Below are 17,461 nucleotides of genomic sequence, written 5' to 3'. Positions count from 1 at the left end.
GCTTGACCCGGATTATCCCTGCGCAGAGAGCGACAACCACTATTTTCCAGCTCCTCACCACCGGCATCATTGCCGGAATCGCCGGTTTTGCGTCCTCGTTTACTCTCGTCGTTGCGGGGCTTCACGCGGTTGGCGCTAGCGACGCGCAAGCGGCATCCGGCCTGCTGATTGTGACCGTCATGATGGGGCTCGTCACGATCGGTTTGGCGTGGCGATACCGGATGCCGATCACCGTGGCCTGGTCAACTCCGGGAGCAGCGTTGCTGATCGTCGCAGCGCAGGGTGATATCGAGTTTCAGGCGGCCGTCGGTGCATTCATCGTGTGTGGCGTGCTCATCATGGTGTGCGGTCTGGTGCCAGCGCTGGGCCGACTCATCACTCGCATTCCGCAGCCAATCGCGAGTGCGATGCTCGCGGGCATCCTGTTCCCCATTTGTCTTGCTCCGATCACGGCTTCGGTTGACTACCCGTGGCTGGGCCTGCCGATGGTTGTGGTGTGGCTGATCCTGTTGAAAGTGGCGCCGCGCTGGGCTGTGCCCGGCGCGCTCGTGGCGGCGATTGTCGCGATTACGCTCACGACCGAGGGCAACCTATTAGGGGATGCCGCCGTGGTGCCGCAACTTACTCCTGTCGTTCCGATTTTTGACCCGATTCTGATCGTGAGCCTCGGCATCCCGCTGTTCATCGTCACGATGGCTGGTCAGAACGTACCCGGCTTCACTGTGATGCGCACCTACGGCTACGCGGTGCCCGCGGGCCCCGTGCTCACGGTGACAGGAGCGGCATCGGCAGCGAGCGCGTTCTTCGGAGGCCATGCTCTCAACCTGGCTGCCATCACGGCAGCGCTGACGGCCAGTGAAGAAGCGCACGATGATCCCAAGCGACGTTGGATCGCATCCGTCTCCGCCGGAGCAACCTATGTCGTGATTGGGCTGGCGGCAGGCTTTGCGACGGCGTTGGTGTCTGTTGCGCCCCCGATCGTCGTGGTCGCGATCGCAGGCCTTGCCGTGATTGGTGCCCTCATCACGTCGGTGCGCACGGCTCTGGATGCTCCCGAGCATCGCATCGCGGCCATAGCGACCTTTCTTGTCGCCGCGTCGGGCGTCACCGTGATCGGAATCGGCTCCGCGTTCTGGGCGCTCATCGTGGGAGCAGTCTTTATGGCGTGGCTCGGCTGGCGCCGGAAGGTGGCTCCCGCGCCGGTGCCCGGTGGCGAAGAACCAACGCCCGAGGGAACCAAAGCGGCGACCCCAGAAAAGAAACTTTAAAGTTTTTTGAGAGTGCTGCATCCAAAACAGGGGTTCAGCCGGAAGTACTCCATGTAAGGCGATTTACGCCCGACCATGAGAGGACAAGAACAGTGCGAAACAAAATTTTTGCCGGTGTAGCCGCCGGAGCGATTGCCGCCGTAGGAGTCGCCATTCCCGCCAACGCCATCTCGGACACCACTGCGGACTTATACGTTCTGCACGCAGTACCGGGACTCACCGTAGACGTCTACGTCAACGGTGAACTAACCCTCGACGACTTCGAGCCCGGTGACCTCGCTGGCCCCCTCGATCTTCCGGCCGACACCTACACGGTCGCGATCACCGCTTCTGACGCTACCGACGATTCGGCGCCCGCTATTGGCCCCATCGACCTCACGCTCGAAGCCAACACGAGCTACACCGCTGTAGCTCACCTCGACGAGTCTGGTGATCCCACGGCAAGCCTCTTTACGAACGACCTCTCGACGGTCGCTGCCGGTGAAGGCCGACTCACCGTTCGCCACACTGCGGCAGCCCCCGCTGTCGACGTGCTCGCCAACGATGCAGTTGCCTTCGAAAACCTGAGCAACCCCGACGAAGTAAAGGCTGACCTCGCGGTCGGAACGATTTCCGCCGCTGTTGCCCTCACCGGAACCACTGACCCTGTAATCGGCCCGGCTGACGTCGACATTGCCGAAGGTGTTAACACCATCGTTTACGCCTGGGGCAGCGCCGCGGACGACAACCTGACGCTCGCAGTGCAGACCATTGATGGTCTCCACTCGAACCCCACCGGTGTGGATGCCGGAACCGCCGGTCTCGCCGCTGATAACAACAACGGCATCCTCTTCGCCGGCCTTGGCGGCCTCGCAGCGCTTCTTGCTCTCGCAGGATTTGCCGCAACCCGACTCACCGCAGCTCGCGCCGCGAAGTAGTCACCAGCACAACCTCCACAGCACGACCCAGCAACACCAGCACTCACACACCCCAGCAAGGAGAACGTCATGGCCTCGAGAATCCTAGCCCTCACCGCCATGGCGCTTCTCCTTGCTGGCTGTGCTGCAGCCCCCGCCGAATCCATCGCTCCCACGCCCGTGCCTTCTCCGCCGCCAACCGCGGTGATCGATGTGCCCCGCCAGTCGAGTGAACTTGCGCCGGTAGAGCAGCTCGCTGCTCCGGTTCGGATTCAGATTCCCTCCGTGGGCGTGGACATCTCGATTGCTCCGGTCGGTATCCAGCCCGACGGCTTTATGGAAATCCCCGAAAACATCACCGTTGCGGGCTGGTACCAATACGGCTCGTCTCCGAGCAGCGACACAGGGTCTACTGTCATCACGGCCCATGTCGACGACTTCATTCAAGGTCTTGGACCGTTTTCGCAACTGGCATCGATGCCAGCTCAAGCGGAAATCATTGTGACGACCGACGACGGCGTCGATCACCGCTATCAACTCGAATCGGTTCAGAACGTTCAGAAGGCCCAGGTCCCACTCGACCAAGTGTTTGATCGAGACGGAGCGCCACGCATCGTCCTTCTCACCTGTGGTGGACAGTTCGACGAAAATGTGCGGCAATATTCTGACAACGTTGTAGCGATCGCTAACCCGCTATGAACGACATTCTCAACCGGAGAGCTATGACGGACGACGAAGCCGCAGCCGAAGCCCGCATGACGCAGGCCTTCATCGCCGGCGACGAGACGGCGCTCGCCAAGGTTTACAAGCGGTGGTCGTCGCTCGTGTTCACTCTTGCAGTTCGCTCGCTCGGTGATCGCGGCGACGCAGAAGACGTCACGCAAAAAGTTTTCGTCTCCGCGTGGACTGGTCGGTCGAGTTTCAAGCCTGAGCGATCGAGCCTCTCCGCCTGGCTCGTCGGAATTACCAAAAACAAGATTGCCGACACCCACGAAGCCCGGGCACGTATCCGCCGACTTCAAGAAGAGCTGGCGTCGACAACATCGCGAGGGGACGCAGTCGTGGAAGACTTCGACTTAGCGGACACGTTGATGGTGGCCGACGAGATTTCTCGCCTTGAACCAGATGCCCAAGCGATCATGAGGTTGGCATTCTTCGACGATCTCACCCACAACCAAATAGCCGACCGTCTCGAACTACCTTTAGGAACGGTCAAGAGCCATATCCGGCGCAGTCTGCAACGGATGCGAACACGATTGGAGGCGACCTATGCGACACGTTGATCCGGATATCCTTGCGCTGCTCGCCCTCGGTGAGCAAGTCGCCCTCCCCGAAGACAGTGTGCACGTCAGCGAGTGTGAACAGTGCCGCCGCGAGATCGAAGTTCTCTCTCGTGCTGCCATGGTTGGTCGTTCCACCTTCGATGCTGGCGAGCTCGTGGAGCCGCCGTCGCGGGTGTGGGAACGCATCAGCGACGAGCTGTCGTTGGCACCGCCCGCCACGGGAGTTGAACCCGTGTTGGCTGCCGTCGGCGATGCTGCCGATAGTGCCGATGCTGCCGATGCCCCCGCTTCTCATGATGTCTCCGCCGCAGGCGCAACGGTGCACTCGCTCGCCGAACGCCGACGTCGCCCGTGGGTTGGCATCGTGGCCGCAGCGGCCGCTGTAGCTCTGGTCGCGAGCGCCGGTACCGCGCTGTGGTCAACTTTCAGCCCCGCCGAACGGCCGACCATTCTCGCGAGCGCAACTCTCGACGCGTTCCCGGCGTGGCCAGATTCTGCTGGTGAAGCCACGCTTGAGCAGCTGCCCGATGGCACACGCGTTATCGACGTCAACTTCGATGCTCCCGCGACCGACGGTGGCTATCGCGAAGTCTGGCTGATTACGACGGATGCCACGGCTCTCGTCAGCCTCGGAATCGTCGAAGGCACGTCAGGTCAGTTCACGGTGCCCGACGGTCTCGATATTTCGAGTTACGACCTCGTCGACATCTCGGAGGAACAGTTCGACGGAAACCCGGCTCACTCCGGTGACTCCATCGTGCGCGGTCAGCTCTCAACCGAGGCGTAGCGAAGGCCGCTGCTGAAGTGCCGCCGAACCTTCGGCTCGCCTCGGCTCACTCGAAGCGTGCGGTTTCGAGCCGGTGCAGGGCGAGAGCGACGGATAGCCGGGTGCGGCCGCGCGACGTTCGCACGTCAAAACCGAGCTTGGCGCTGAGTTCCTCCGCGCGAGACTGCACCGTCGAGTGGTGAAAGCCGAGCGTCGCGGCTGCGGCCCGCAAACTTTCACTGGCGGCGAGAGTGTCGAGCATCGGCAGGATGCGCGGTGTCTCGCGAATCACGACACCGAGCGACTGCAGATCGCAATTCTCAGGAGCTCCGGCGGTACTGATTTCGGCGAGTAACAACAGCGAACCAAGATCGTCGCCATAAAGCACGGGCTCATGATCGGAAGTCAGGCGCAGCGCCGTGAGCGCCGACATCCACGAGCGTACGAGGTCAGCGGGCGAGGCAGCGATGCCGATGCCGGCGCGCGGGGCGGCGACGGCATCCGTGCTCAGCACGATCTCGGCGCGCACAGCACCCGCAACGGTGGTGATCACGGCAGACGGCCCGGCCGCGGCCTTCGTAGTGCTCGCTGGTTGAGTGATCACGCGATAGCGGGTTGTGGCAACCAAATGGAGAGCGTGGGCGGCGGTTTGTCGGCTCTCGGCGCTCTCCGATGAATCGAGCAATGTTTCAACGGGGTTGTGAACGGACTCAGCGGGCCCGGTGCGTTCGAACAGGATGCCGAGGGCGAGCGCCACTCGTTCGAGAATCATGTCGTCGTTTGCGTGGGGGCTTTCGTCGCGTTCGATCCACACGGTGCCGCCACCGGTGACCGCCCGTGCTGGCCAAGACGCGGGGGTGCCCGCTTCTGGGCTGCGACGTCCGCGTTCGTCAACGCGAAGGGTGAGGGCTGGAGAGGTGAGCCCGCTAGCGCAGCCGGCAAGCATGCTGGCGCCGCGCAAGAGAACTTCAACGCTCGCGTGGCCTGCGGTGAGCGCATCGAAGTACGAGATCACCCGCAGGGTTTCGCTGGCTTCGGGGTCAAGCGCTTTCAAGCGCCCGGCTAGTTCTTGCATTCTCGTTCCGCCCTCTGTGGTTCGAGCCCTACTCTATTGCGGCCTGCCCAGAACAAACAGTCGCAGCAAGGCCCGAACCACAGCGGTGTCAGTCGCGCTTCAGCCTGCCGGCTCGTTACACACCGAGCGTGCGGCGCAACCAGTTGAGTCGAGCGTCTTGAGTGGCGATGGAGAGGGCGGCGAAGGGAGCCATGGCATCGTAGCCGTGGAAGCCGCCGGGCCAGACGTGCAGCTCGCAGTGGCCGCCCGACGCCCAAATGGTTAAGGCGTAGGCGACGTCTTCATCGCGAAATACTTCCGAGGTGCCCACGTCGATAAAGGCGGGCGGCAAGTTGCTGAGGTCCGTCGCTCGCGCGGGGGCCGCATAGATCGAGACGTCGTCGGTCTTTCGGCGGTCGCCGAGCAGAGCATCCCAGCCGGTGTCATTGCTGCCGCGATCCCAGACTCCCGTGCCGTCGATCTGATAGCTCGACACTGTCTCGTTGCGGTCATCGAGCATGGGGTAGATCAGCATCTGAGCGGCAAGCGCGGGTCCCTTGCGGTCGCGTGCCAAGAGCGTCGTGCCCGCAGCAAGGCCACCTCCAGCGCTACCGCCGGCGATAACGAGTTTCGTCGCGTCGATGCCGAGCCGTGCTGCGTTCTCCGCCGTCCAGACGAGAGTCGCATAGCAGTCTTCGACCGGAGCGGGGTCAGGATGCTCAGGAGCTAACCGGTACTCGACCGACACGACCACGGCATCCAGCTCGTCGACCCAGCTGAGCATTGTCTCCATGCCGCTGAAACGGTCGCCAATGATCATTCCGCCGCCATGCGTGTGAACGATGCCGGGCCCGGCAACGCTGTGATCGTTGCGGTGAAAAATGGAAACCAGCAGGTCCCCACCGGGACCCGCGAAGGTCTCTTCGCGGTGAGTGATCGCCCGCCCTTCGAGCAAATCGGCGACCGGCGTAGCCAGCCCGGCCCGAAGAGGCTCGATCATCGCGGGAGTGAGTGTGGGCGGCAGCTGCTCGTTCACGATCGACAGCACTGCAGCCAGCTCGGCATCGAACGGGGGAGCGGGATGAACATTGTTCGTAGTCATGAGACCTCCATTGGTCTGCGTCACGCCAGTGTGACGGCCTACGTCCACGCTAGAGCGTTGCGGCTCCACGGTAGTACCGCCAGCCACTCCACGTTCGGAGCCCCTTAACCGCCATCTGGCGGTACGGTGCTGGAATTATCGGGAAACCGTGTGGTTGAACCGGATAACTGATTCATCCAGACAGATTTTGGGAGACCGGAGCACACCATGCAGTTCGGAATTTTCACCGTTAGCGACGTCACGACTGACCCGACAAACGGCACAACGCCCACCGAGGGCGAGCGCATCAAGGCCATCGTGACGATCGCTAAGAAGGCAGAAGAAGTCGGGCTCGATGTCTTCGCCCTCGGGGAGCACCACAACCCACCGTTCTTCTCCTCAAGCCCCACCACGACGCTGGCGTACATCGCCGCACAGACCGAGAAGCTCATCCTCTCGACGAGTACGACGCTCATCACCACCAACGACCCCGTGAAGATCGCCGAAGACTACGCGATGCTTCAGCACCTCTCCGATGGTCGCGCCGACCTCATGATGGGCCGCGGCAACACTGGGCCGGTCTACCCGTGGTTTGGCAAAGACATTCGAGAGGGCATCCCGCTCGCCATCGAAAACTATTCGCTGCTGCACAAGTTGTGGCGCGAAGAGTTCGTCAACTGGGAAGGCAAGTTCCGTACGCCGCTGCAGGGCTTCCAATCGACGCCACGACCGTTGGATGGCGTGCCTCCCTTCGTGTGGCACGGCTCGATCCGCAGTCCCGAGATCGCTGAGCAAGCCGCGTTCTACGGTGATGGTTTCTTTGCCAACAACATCTTCTGGCCCAAAGAGCACTACATGCGCCTCGTCGGCTACTACCGCCAGCGCTTCGAGCACTACGGTCACGGCACGGCAGCACAGGCCATCGTAGGTCTTGGCGGCCAGGCATTCATGCGCAGCAACTCGCAAGCCGCGAAGGCTGAATTCCGCCCGTACTTCGACAACGCACCGGTTTACGGCCACGGGCCATCGATGGAAGATTTCACCGACCAGACTCCGCTCGCCGTGGGCAGCCCGCAAGAGGTCATCGACAAGTACGCCGGGATGCGTGAACACTTTGGCGACTACCAACGCCAGCTCTTCCTCATGGACCACGCCGGCTTGCCGCTCAAGACCGTTCTCGAGCAGCTCGACATCCTCGGTGAAGAAGTTGTGCCGGTGCTCCGCAAGGAGTTCGCCACGAATCGACCTGCCGAAGTTCCGGATGCCCCAACCCACGCCTCGCTCGTCGCTCAGCGTGATGCGGCTCTCGCCGCCTCCGCAGCCGACGCCCCGGCGACTGTCTAGTTTCGCGGCCCGCCGCGCACCCACACCCAGATCCATAGAAAGAAGCACACCATGTCCGACGTCAAGAAGATTGCCGTCATCGCCGCTGGACTCAGCCAGCCGTCCTCAACCCGCCTCCTCGCCGACCGCCTCACCGAGGCAACCATCATCGATCTGCGGGAACGTGGCATCGAAACCGAAGTGACCGTCATCGAGTTGCGCGACCTCGCGCACGACGTCACGAACAACCTGCTCACGGGCTTCCCGAGCGCCAAGCTCGACGAGGCAATCGCCGCGGTTGCTGGCGCTGACGGACTCATCGCCGTCACGCCCATCTTCACCACGAGCTATAGCGGGCTGTTCAAGTCATTCATCGATGTGCTCGACCCGCAATCGCTCACCGACCTACCAGTACTGCTCGGCGCGACCGGTGGCACCGATCGGCACTCTCTCGCGATCGACTACGCGATGCGACCGTTGTTCAGCTACCTCCACGCTGTGGCGGTGCCGACGGGAGTGTATGCGGCATCCGCCGATTGGGGAAGTGGTTCAGACAGGACGTCGAGCACCCTTCCCGAACGAATCTCGCGGGCGGCCGGGGAGTTGGCGGCGCTCGCCGCGGTTTCCCAACGCTCCTCGCGGGTGACCGACCCGTTTGCCCTTCCCGAGGGATTCAGCCCCGTCGGGAGCTTTGGGGCGCAATAAAACGAACCGGCGGTGGCGGGCACGGGTGACACCGAGCCCGCTGCCGAGGGTCTAGATAGTGGGGAAGGTTCCGCCGAGCACTTCGCCATCATCGTAGATTGATCGTGGGCTACCGATCACTTTCGGATCAGGAATCCCGACTACATCGTTGTCTTTGTTGGTGTAATCAAATTGCGCGAGGAGCCAACGCATCGCTTCGGTTCGAGCGAGCTTCTTATCGTTGGATTTAACGACGGTCCACGGGGCCTGCGGGGTATCGGTATAGAAGAACATGGCTTCTTTGGCCTCGGTGTAGTCATCCCATTTGTCGAGGCTCGCGAGGTCTGTTGGCGATAGCTTCCATTGCCGCACTGCATCGTGGGACCGCGCGGCAAACCGTGCGCGTTGTTCATCCCGGCCAACAGAGAACCAGAATTTAACCAAATGGATGCCCGACTGCACGAGCATGCGCTCGAACTCGGGTGCTGAGCGGGTGAACTCGAGATGTTCATGCGGCGTGCAGTAGTCCATTACGCGTTCTACACCGGCTCGGTTGTACCAGGAGCGGTCGAAGATCACTATCTCGCCACCGGTCGGCAAGTGCTGCACGTACCGCTGGAAGTACCATTGCTTTCGCTCGCGCTCGGTGGGGACTTCGAGCGCAACCACCCGGGCCCCTCGAGGATTGAGATGCTCCATGAATCGTTTGATGGCGCCGCCTTTGCCTGCGGCGTCGCGGCCCTCGAAGATGATGACGACCTTTCGGTCTGTCTCCTTGATCCACGACTGAAGTTTGAGCAGCTCGATCTGAAGCAATCGTTTCTGGCGCTCATACTCGCGACGGGACATCTTGGTCTCATATGGATGACCGTGCCGCCACGCGACTTTCGGTTCTTGGAGTGGCAGAACGCTGTGCTCGCTAGGGGAGGGGGCACTCGTTGCACTTTCACGCGAGACCGCGTCGGAGTTGGCTTCTGGTCCTGAATCACCGTTGGATGAGGTCATTCAGCAATTCTACAGCGTGTAGAAAAAATAGCTCGAAAAAACTTAGCTCAGCGACAGAAGTCCTGATCTCACCGGGAAAAGCCTGTCGAACTGCGCGTCATTCAGCCGTGACTACCCGGTCTTGCGGCGGAAGTCGCGCTTGTGGTCTGCGCGGTCCTGCGTGCCGTGGATAGCCGATTCGGCATCCAAATGGCCTGGACGTGATGTTTGCTTACCCTGCTTGCGGTCAAGCGCCTCGCGGAACCTGCGCTTGTTCTCTTCGCTCGCAGAGGGTGTCTCTTCTGTGGGTTCCATACTTGTCAGCGTAGGCCACCTCTAGGGCAATGCGCTCCTCGTTCGTGTCGCGCGCCAATCTCTGGGGCTTCACAGGCCCCCGGTGCTACGATTAGGGGAGTTGTCCTGCTAGTTAGAGGGCAACGCACGGAGCAGGCTGGCAAGAAGCTGGTCACCGGTGGTAATTTTCCGAGTCGTTCGGAGGCTTTCTACTGTTGGCCAGACATGCGCCGCCACTCTAGGCATGCGCATGAACCATCGCGTCCTTCTGCCCGCTCCTGCTCCTTGACGAGTCGCACACCACACGGGTGCGCGACGTAAAACAAAGGAGAAACCCCCGCATGGAGGGTCCAGAAATCACATTCGCCGAAGCCGTTCTCGATAACGGCAAGTTCGGCAAGCGCACCGTGCGCTTCGAAACCGGTCGACTCGCTCAGCAGGCACAGGGTGCCGTTGCTGCGTACCTCGACGAAGAAACAATGATCTTGAGCGCCACGAGCGCGGGTAAGCACCCGCGTGAAGGCTTCGACTTCTTCCCGCTCACCGTGGATGTCGAAGAGCGTTCGTACGCTGCCGGCAAGATCCCCGGAAGCTTCTTCCGCCGCGAGGGTCGTCCCTCCACGGAAGCGATCCTTGTCTGCCGTCTCATCGACCGTCCGATGCGTCCGACGTTCGTTGAGGGTCTCCGCAACGAAGTTCAGATCGTCATCACTGTTCTGAGCATCGCTCCGGACGAGTTCTACGACGCTCTCGCGATCAACGCCGCATCGCTCAGCACCCAGATCTCAGGACTCCCGTTCTATGGTCCGGTTGCCGGCATCCGCATGGCTTTGATCAACGACCAGTGGGTTGCCTTCCCGAAGTACAGCCAGCTTGCTGACGCTGTCTTCGACCTCACCGTTGCTGGCCGCATGGTCACCAACGACAAGGGTGAAGAAGACATCGCCATCATGATGGTGGAAGCAGAAGCTACCGAGAACAGCTGGGAGCTCATCAAGGCTGGCGCGACCAAGCCCGACGAGGCTGTTGTTGCTCAGGGTCTCGAAGCTTCCAAGCCGTTCCTCAAGCAGCTTGTGAAGGCTCAGCTCGAGGTCTCGACCAAGGCTGCCAAGCCCGTTGCCGAGTTCAAGCTCTTCCCGCCGTACTCCGACCAGGCGTACAACGCGGTAAGCGAAATCGCTGAAGCTGAGCTTCGCGATGTCTACAAGATCGCGGACAAGATCGAGCGCCAGACCGCTGATGACGAGCTCAAGGCTCGCGTCAAGGCTGAGGTTCAGTCCAAGGTCGACGCTGAAGAACTCGGCGAAGACGTTCTCGGCATGGTTGGCGGAGCGTACAAGGCCGTCAGCAAGAAGGTCATGCGCACTCGCGTCCTTACCGAGGGCATCCGTATCGACGGCCGTGGCTTGAGCGACATTCGTGCGCTCGATGCTGAGGTTGAGGTCATTCCTCGCGTTCACGGTTCGGCAATCTTCCAGCGCGGCGAGACTCAGATCTTGGGTGTCACCACGCTGAACATGCTCAAGATGGAGCAGCAGATTGACTCACTGGCACCAGTGACCAAGAAGCGCTACATGCACCACTACAACTTCCCGCCCTACTCGACTGGTGAGACCGGTCGCGTTGGTAGCCCGAAGCGTCGCGAGATCGGGCACGGCTTCCTTGCCGAGCGCGCCATCGCACCGGTGCTTCCTGCGCGTGAAGATTTCCCTTACGCGATCCGCCAGGTATCCGAGGCTCTCGGTTCCAACGGTTCAACGTCGATGGGTTCCGTCTGTGCATCGACTCTGTCGCTGCTCAACGCTGGTGTGCCGCTGCGCGCACCGGTTGCGGGTATCGCTATGGGCCTGATCTCGGATGAAGTTGATGGCGTCACGCGCTACGCAGCTCTCACCGACATCCTCGGTGCTGAAGATGCTCTCGGCGACATGGACTTCAAGGTTGCCGGTACGAGTGAGTTCATCACCGCTATCCAGCTCGACACCAAGCTCGCTGGTTTGCCTTCGTCGGTTCTCGACGGTGCACTCAAGCAGGCCAAAGAAGCGCGTACCGCGATTCTTTCGGTGATCAACGCTGCAATCGATGCTCCTGACGAGATGGCCCCCACGGCACCTCGCGTGATCTCGGTTCAGATTCCGATCGACAAGATCGGTGAGCTGATTGGCCCGAAGGGCAAGAACATCAACCAGATCCAGGATGACACCGGAGCCGACATCTCAATTGAGGATGACGGAACGGTCTACATCGGCGCTGTCGATGGTCCTTCTGCTGAGGCTGCACGCGCGGCGGTCAACGCTATCGCGAACCCGCTCAACCCTGAGGTTGGCGAGCGCTTCTTGGGTACGGTCGTCAAGATCGCTACCTTTGGTGCTTTCGTTTCGCTCACCCCTGGTAAAGACGGTCTGCTGCACATCTCCGAGGTTCGCAAGCTTGCCGGTGGCAAGCGTGTTGAGAACGTCGAAGACGTGCTCGGAGTCGGCCAGAAGATTCAGGTTGAAATCACCAAGATCGATGACCGTGGCAAGCTCTCGCTTGCTCCCGTCCTCGACGAGGCTGACGCAGAAGCAGCGGCTCCCGCTGACGAAAGCTAAGTCCCGCTAAACGCACATCACACGGCGCCTCTTCTCGTTGAGAAGGGGCGCTGTGTCGTTAACGGCACGGGGGGAGTGTGCGCACGAAAACTTTCTTGCGCAAATGACAGCTAGAAAGGGGGTAGTCACCCTAGTCTGCCCTTCGTTGGGGTGCCGCTAGGTGGGGGTTACCGCGCTATTGTGTGGTTGTGACCCGAATCACTACACCTCTTGATGCCTTCATGAGCGACATGCTCATTTGGCTAGAGACCGCATGGTATTTGTGGGTGGCGCTCGGCATTGTTGTAATCGTCGTGGTCGTCAGCGTGGTTGTTGCGAAGATGCGCAACCGAGGCTACGAACGCGTGCCGCACTACTACCGCCGTAACACCTAAGTCAGAGACTCTCGCGTTCTCCCGATTGCCCGTATTCCCGATACGGGATGCTCGTCGTGCCTGCGCTTTCTGCTGCGCGCTTTCGGCCGAGCGTTTCGTAAGCGAGCTACTCGCTAGTGCTCGACAGGCCGATCAGCTGGGCGCGGGCAACGATGTGGTCGCGTAGTGCGAACCCCAGCATGGCGGGAGTGCTTCCTTCGGCAACGTCGAGGCGCTCGACGTTGAGTGCACTCACGGTGAAGACATAGCGGTGCGGCCCATGGCCAGCGGGAGGGGCTGCTCCTTGGAACGAGGTGAGCCGCAGTTCGTTGGGAAGAGCAATTGCGCCGTTGGGCAGGAGTTGGCCATCCGGATTGCCGGCGTCGTGCGGCAACGACTCAACGGAGGCGGGGATGTTGTAGACCGCCCAGTGCCACCAGCCGCTGCCGGTGGGGGCATCAGGGTCAAAGACCGTCAGCGCGAAGCTCTTCGTGCCGGAAGGGAAGCCGTGCCAGTGCAACGTGGGGGAGCGATCTTCGCCGCCGGCATTCGCAATTCCGGAGCGAGCCCACTGGGGAAGCATGCCGCCCTCTTCGAAGTCGGGACTTTCGAGCGCAAATGAGGGGACTTGAGGCAGTTTCCAGTTGGGGTCATTCACGGTGATTGTCCTTTCGGTTGCAAAAAACGACGCTGGGGCCAGTATGACGAGAATGACGTCCGGATGACACTTTCACGGGGCGTGTGACCCGAAAATGACAGTTTTCGACACGGACTAATAACGATCTGTCTGTCCTCCCTCCATTCAGTGCTGTGGCGACATATTCTTACCAAAAGCCTTGTGGGAGGCCGTTATGACGCAGGTGCACCCGACTCAATCACTGACGGGTTCCACTCGCGCGCGTCCAGTAACTGGGCAGCATTTCTCTACCCGGGTAATCGGGTCATCTGACCTCCGTGTTTTCCCGGTTGCGCTCAGCGGAAACATCTTCGGCTGGACCGCAGATGATGCTGCAACAGCATCGATCCTCAACGCTTTCGCCGACGGCGGTGGCAACTTCATCGACACAGCAGACTCCTATGCTTCTGGTCGCAGTGAGCTAATGATCGGAAAGTGGATGCGCGTCCGTCGCAATCGCGATCAGATTGTGGTGGCGACCAAGGTCGGCAAGAGCCGCGATAACCCCGGCATGGAAGCGGACGCCATCAAGCGTTCGGTGGATGCCTCGCTTGCGCGGTTAGGGACATCCCACATCGATCTTTTGTACCTGCACGTCGATGACGAGAGTGTCGACTTCGACGAGACTCTGCTCGCGGTCGACGAACTTATCGGCGAAGGCAAAGTGCGCTACTTCGGCGGTTCCGATCACACGGGCAATCGCCTTATCCAGGCGCGCATCGCGTGCGGTCAGATGGGCGTTGCCCCCATGGTGGCTGTGCAGGCGCACTACAACCTTCTTCACCGCCAAGAGTACGAAACCGGGCTCGCCCACGTGGCAGCCATTCAAGGCCTAGGTGTGATGCCTCGGTTCGCGCTGGCTAGTGGGTTCTTGAGCGGCAAGTACCGACAGCGTGCCGATCTGGCGCTCAACTCGCGCGGTCACGATGCGGCGCAGTACCTGCGTCGCCGCGGTATCAAGATTTTGAATGCTCTCGACGGAGTCGCCGAAGAGCAGGATGAAAGCGTTGCGACGATCGCTTTGGCGTGGCTCTTGAACAAGCCTGGTGTTGTCGCACCCGTGGTGAGCGCTAGCCGTGCAGAGCAGGTTCCTGAGCTCATCGCGGCGGCGCGCGTGCAATTGACGCGGCACCAGTCAGCCGAGTTGGATCGCGTCTCTAACTTCTAACGCGCGTTTGTAGCAGGCGCGTTCTGGCGTCGATCGCGTCTCTCGCTACTGCTTCGTTCCAGCCGTCAGCGTGCCTCACCGTCACGGGGAATCGGGCGCGCAGGTGGGTCGCTAGACCTTCACTGAGTCAGAGAGTACGCGCTTGACCACGCGGGCCATGGCGGCGCCAGCAGCGATGGTGTCGCCAGCGTAGCCACCGGCGAGGGCACCATCCTTGGCGAGCATGAGCTCGTCAGCGGCGTCGCCGGCAAAGGGGTGCTCTGCGGCGCGCATAAGTTCGTAGAGCGACTCGTTGTACCAGTCGCGGTGATCAGCGATCAGCATACGGACGGGGTGCGTCGGGTCGGGGAACTCTGCGACAACGTTGAGAAACGGGCATCCACGGAAGTCGGGCTTAGTGAGCTCCGCAGCGACTGACTCCAGGAGGCCAAGAACAGCGTCGTGCGGTGAGGCGGCGTTGTCGATTATCGACTGCACGTCACCCTCAACGGCGGCACGGCGGCTCTTGACGTACTCAAGGATGAGGTTGTCTTTTGAACGGTAGTGCTTGTAGAAGGTTGCCTTGGTCACGCTCGACTGGGCGATGATGCGGTCTACCCCGACGTTCAGAATGCCGTCTTGGTAGAAGAGTGTGTTGGCCGTCTCTAAGATGCGGCCTTTGGCCGGAGCGCGCTGCGCGGTCTCTGGTGTCTCAAATACCATCGCAGCGCACTCCTTCCGTGGAGGTTCGGATCAGGAACTGTCCCCACTATGTGCATCGCTAGATTCGGGTCCAAGCGATGCGGTTTGTTTCATAACCCGGATTCGGGTCTGGGTTATGTGGTTTACATCAACCGGTTCGGGTCCGGATGATGGGTTGTCGGCTTCGGGTGCCTAGAAAGAACATTAGCATGTGAGGACATACAGACAAGTCTGTCTGTCCCCTTTTTTTCACCCCAATATGGGGGACGCAATCCGACCGAATCTGAGCAATCGGCTCAGGAGAGAGACAAATGACGTAGGCTCAGTGGTGATGAGCGACGCTGTAATTCTTCCTCTTGACCTTCCCGAACTGTCGTTCACCGCAACCGGCGACAGTCTCGTTCGTAGAACTGTTTTGCCGAGCGGTGTGCGCATTCTGAGCGAACAAGTACCCGGAGCGCGCAGCGCAACCGTGGGCTACTGGGTTGCTGCCGGTTCCCGTGACGAACATCCCGAGACATTCGGCGCCACGCACTTTCTTGAGCACCTGTTGTTCAAAGGCACCGCCGCGCGTTCGGCTCTTGACATTGCTGTGAGCTTCGATGCTGTGGGCGGTGAGCACAACGCGATGACGGCCAAGGAATACACCTGTTACTACGCCAAGGTGCAAGACATCGACCTGCCGATGGCGATCGAGGTCATCGGCGACATGCTCACGTCAAGCCTCATCGATCCCACCGAGTTCGCTAACGAGCGCGGCGTCATTCTCGAAGAACTGGCGATGGCCGACGACGATCCCACGGATGTTGCCAGCGAGCGCTACTTCGAGGCCGTGTTCGGCGCTCATCCACTCGGCCGTCCTATTGGGGGAAGCCCCGACACCATCAATGCGATCTCGCGCGATGCCGTCTGGGACCATTACCAAGCCAACTATCGTCCGCAAGACCTCGTCATCACGGTGGCAGGGGCGGTTGACCACGATGAACTCGTAGCAGCGATTTCCGCGTGCCTCGTTTCGGCCGGCTGGGATCTCTCGGTAGAAGCAGCTCCGGTTGCGCGTCGCGACCTCTCTGGCAGCGCGCATTCTCCGGTGCTGACCCCGGGCCAACGGCTGCACGTCACGCATCGCCCCATCGAGCAGGCCAATATCATCGCCGGGGTCGAAGGCCTCTCCGCGACCGATAGTCGTCGCGCAACGCTGACGGTGTTGAACTCGATCCTGGGCAGCGGCATGTCGTCGCGCCTTTTCCAAGAGGTGCGCGAAAAGCGCGGGCTTGCCTACTCCGTCTACTCGTTCTCACCGAGCTACTCCGACGCAGGCGTGTTTGGTATTTATGCCGGATGCTCGCCCGAGAAAGTCACCCAGGTTACTGACCTGATGCTCGCGGAGTTCCACAAGCTAGGTACCGCCCACGTCACCGACGAAGAGATCAGCCGTGCGATTGGCCAGTTGCGGGGAGGGTCAGCGCTCGCGCTCGAAGACTCCGATTCCCGCATGTCACGCCTCGGCCGCAGTGAGCTCACTCTCGGTGAGTTCGTCGACCTCGACGCCTCCATTGCCCGCATCTCGGCAGTTACTGCCGACGACATCCAAGAACTTGCTCATGAACTCTCGTCGCGCCCCCTCTCTATTGCAGCGGTCGGGGCCGTCAACGAAGAGATGTTCTCGGGGCTTGCTCTCGGCAACGTTGCCCAGAGCTAGATCAGCAAAGGAATGATGATGGCGCATTACCTGTATCTCGTACGGCACGGAGAGCAGCAGGACGCAGAGCACGGGTTACCCGACGGACCGTTGTCGGGCAAAGGAGTCCGGCAGGCCCAAGCGATCTCTGAACGACTGAGCGGGGTTCCCTTCACTCGAGCGTTCCATTCGCCGTTGCAGCGTGCAGAAGAGACAGCCGCGATTATGACCGAGCGGATGCCCGCCCTTGAGTCTCAGCCGACGACGCTACTCATGGACTGCATTCCCAGCGGCCCCACTCACGATATGCCCGCAGCCTTTGAGCCCTTCTTCGGTTCCGTGACGGATGAAGAGATCGACGCCGGGCAGGCGCAAATGGAAGATGCCGTCAACGAGTTTTTGACTCCGGCGCGCGAAGACCGTCATGACCTTCTTATTACCCACAACTTTGTGATTTCGTGGTTCGTGCGCGAAGTGCTTGGCGGGGATCAGTGGCGCTGGCTCGGCCTCAATCAGGCCAATTGCGGGCTGACAATTATCCGTGTGCGTAGTGCCAAGCCACCCGTGCTCGTGACCCATAATGACCTCGGGCACTTGCCCGCTGAGCTGCGCACCGGGTTGCCAACGGAACAGCCCTACTAGCCAGTCCTGCTCGGCAAGGTTGGGTCGGCCCTTGCA

General features: G+C 61.1%; 18 protein-coding genes. 12 read left to right on the top strand and 6 right to left on the bottom strand.

Features of this window, described 5'->3' with window-relative positions; genetic code table 11:
- The first annotated feature begins 2 nt into the window (after nucleotides 1-2).
- The 5 genes from I6E60_RS13490 to I6E60_RS13470 all read left to right on the top strand — a co-directional run bounded on the left by I6E60_RS13490 (nucleotide 3) and on the right by I6E60_RS13470 (nucleotide 4,234).
- Nucleotides 3-1,268, top strand: coding sequence for a benzoate/H(+) symporter BenE family transporter (locus I6E60_RS13490; RefSeq protein ID WP_197180866.1), 1,266 nt, complete (start codon nucleotides 3-5; stop codon nucleotides 1,266-1,268).
- Nucleotides 1,269-1,360: 92 nt separating this feature from the next.
- Nucleotides 1,361-2,185 carry a DUF4397 domain-containing protein gene (locus I6E60_RS13485; RefSeq protein ID WP_197158314.1) on the top strand — a complete coding sequence of 275 codons (825 nt, stop codon included), beginning with the start codon at nucleotides 1,361-1,363 and terminating at the stop codon, nucleotides 2,183-2,185.
- 69 nt (nucleotides 2,186-2,254) lie between these two features.
- Nucleotides 2,255-2,863: a class F sortase gene (locus tag I6E60_RS13480; RefSeq protein WP_197180863.1), complete on the top strand. Its 609-nt coding sequence runs from the start codon at nucleotides 2,255-2,257 to the stop codon at nucleotides 2,861-2,863.
- A 23-nt stretch (nucleotides 2,864-2,886) separates the two neighbouring features.
- The gene (locus I6E60_RS13475; protein WP_197180861.1) at nucleotides 2,887-3,447 is read left to right on the top strand and encodes an RNA polymerase sigma factor; all 561 of its coding nucleotides are present in this window, start codon (nucleotides 2,887-2,889) and stop codon (nucleotides 3,445-3,447) included.
- Nucleotides 3,434-4,234 carry an anti-sigma factor gene (locus I6E60_RS13470; protein WP_197180859.1) on the top strand — a complete coding sequence of 267 codons (801 nt, stop codon included), beginning with the start codon at nucleotides 3,434-3,436 and terminating at the stop codon, nucleotides 4,232-4,234. The genes I6E60_RS13475 and I6E60_RS13470 overlap by 14 nt, the downstream gene beginning before the upstream one ends.
- Before the next feature lie 46 nt (nucleotides 4,235-4,280).
- Here I6E60_RS13470 and I6E60_RS13465 read toward each other — a convergent pair whose 3' ends face one another.
- Together I6E60_RS13465 and I6E60_RS13460 are read right to left on the bottom strand one after the other, a co-directional pair.
- Entirely contained in the window at nucleotides 4,281-5,288 is a 1,008-nt protein-coding gene (locus I6E60_RS13465) for a helix-turn-helix domain-containing protein (protein WP_197180857.1), read from the bottom strand.
- 115 nt (nucleotides 5,289-5,403) lie between these two features.
- A complete protein-coding gene (locus I6E60_RS13460; RefSeq protein WP_197126698.1) occupies nucleotides 5,404-6,369 on the bottom strand; it encodes an alpha/beta hydrolase in 966 nt (321 codons plus the stop codon).
- Nucleotides 6,370-6,576: 207 nt separating this feature from the next.
- Here I6E60_RS13460 and I6E60_RS13455 point away from each other — a divergent pair, with 207 nt between their 5' ends.
- Nucleotides 6,577-7,692, top strand: a complete 1,116-nt coding sequence (locus I6E60_RS13455) for an LLM class flavin-dependent oxidoreductase (RefSeq protein ID WP_197126699.1) — start codon at nucleotides 6,577-6,579, stop codon at nucleotides 7,690-7,692.
- 51 nt (nucleotides 7,693-7,743) lie between these two features.
- Nucleotides 7,744-8,376, top strand: coding sequence for an FMN reductase (locus I6E60_RS13450; RefSeq protein ID WP_197180855.1), 633 nt, complete (start codon nucleotides 7,744-7,746; stop codon nucleotides 8,374-8,376).
- A 51-nt stretch (nucleotides 8,377-8,427) separates the two neighbouring features.
- On the opposite strand, the gene ppk2 is transcribed toward I6E60_RS13450, so the two are convergent.
- Together ppk2 and I6E60_RS13440 are read right to left on the bottom strand one after the other, a co-directional pair.
- Complete coding sequence (gene ppk2, locus I6E60_RS13445) at nucleotides 8,428-9,360, bottom strand: polyphosphate kinase 2 (RefSeq protein WP_197180853.1); 933 nt, start codon at nucleotides 9,358-9,360, stop codon at nucleotides 8,428-8,430.
- 111 nt (nucleotides 9,361-9,471) lie between these two features.
- Nucleotides 9,472-9,654, bottom strand: coding sequence for a DUF5302 domain-containing protein (locus I6E60_RS13440; protein WP_197126702.1), 183 nt, complete (start codon nucleotides 9,652-9,654; stop codon nucleotides 9,472-9,474).
- Nucleotides 9,655-9,974: 320 nt separating this feature from the next.
- On the opposite strand from I6E60_RS13440, the gene I6E60_RS13435 reads away from it, so the two are divergent.
- The gene (locus I6E60_RS13435; protein WP_197126703.1) at nucleotides 9,975-12,224 is read left to right on the top strand and encodes a polyribonucleotide nucleotidyltransferase; all 2,250 of its coding nucleotides are present in this window, start codon (nucleotides 9,975-9,977) and stop codon (nucleotides 12,222-12,224) included.
- A gap of 188 nt (nucleotides 12,225-12,412) precedes the next feature.
- Nucleotides 12,413-12,598: a hypothetical protein gene (locus I6E60_RS13430; protein ID WP_197126704.1), complete on the top strand. Its 186-nt coding sequence runs from the start codon at nucleotides 12,413-12,415 to the stop codon at nucleotides 12,596-12,598.
- 106 nt (nucleotides 12,599-12,704) lie between these two features.
- Here the strand turns inward: I6E60_RS13430 and I6E60_RS13425 are convergent, their stop codons facing one another.
- The gene (locus I6E60_RS13425) at nucleotides 12,705-13,235 is read right to left on the bottom strand and encodes a YbhB/YbcL family Raf kinase inhibitor-like protein (RefSeq protein WP_197180851.1); all 531 of its coding nucleotides are present in this window, start codon (nucleotides 13,233-13,235) and stop codon (nucleotides 12,705-12,707) included.
- A 193-nt stretch (nucleotides 13,236-13,428) separates the two neighbouring features.
- Between I6E60_RS13425 and I6E60_RS13420 the strand changes: the two genes are divergently transcribed.
- Entirely contained in the window at nucleotides 13,429-14,421 is a 993-nt protein-coding gene (locus I6E60_RS13420; RefSeq protein ID WP_197126706.1) for an aldo/keto reductase, read from the top strand.
- A gap of 111 nt (nucleotides 14,422-14,532) precedes the next feature.
- Here the strand turns inward: I6E60_RS13420 and I6E60_RS13415 are convergent, their stop codons facing one another.
- The gene (locus I6E60_RS13415) at nucleotides 14,533-15,123 is read right to left on the bottom strand and encodes a TetR/AcrR family transcriptional regulator (RefSeq protein ID WP_197126707.1); all 591 of its coding nucleotides are present in this window, start codon (nucleotides 15,121-15,123) and stop codon (nucleotides 14,533-14,535) included.
- 310 nt (nucleotides 15,124-15,433) lie between these two features.
- On the opposite strand from I6E60_RS13415, the gene I6E60_RS13410 reads away from it, so the two are divergent.
- Both I6E60_RS13410 and I6E60_RS13405 read left to right on the top strand, forming a co-directional pair.
- Nucleotides 15,434-16,804 carry a pitrilysin family protein gene (locus I6E60_RS13410; protein ID WP_197180849.1) on the top strand — a complete coding sequence of 457 codons (1,371 nt, stop codon included), beginning with the start codon at nucleotides 15,434-15,436 and terminating at the stop codon, nucleotides 16,802-16,804.
- An 18-nt stretch (nucleotides 16,805-16,822) separates the two neighbouring features.
- Entirely contained in the window at nucleotides 16,823-17,425 is a 603-nt protein-coding gene (locus I6E60_RS13405; RefSeq protein ID WP_197126633.1) for a histidine phosphatase family protein, read from the top strand.
- The last annotated feature ends 36 nt before the right edge of the window (nucleotides 17,426-17,461 follow it).

It is taken from the genome of Salinibacterium sp. SWN167, from assembly GCF_015864665.1.
GTDB lineage: Bacteria > Actinomycetota > Actinomycetes > Actinomycetales > Microbacteriaceae > Rhodoglobus.
This window is presented reverse-complemented; position numbering and strand designations above follow the sequence as displayed.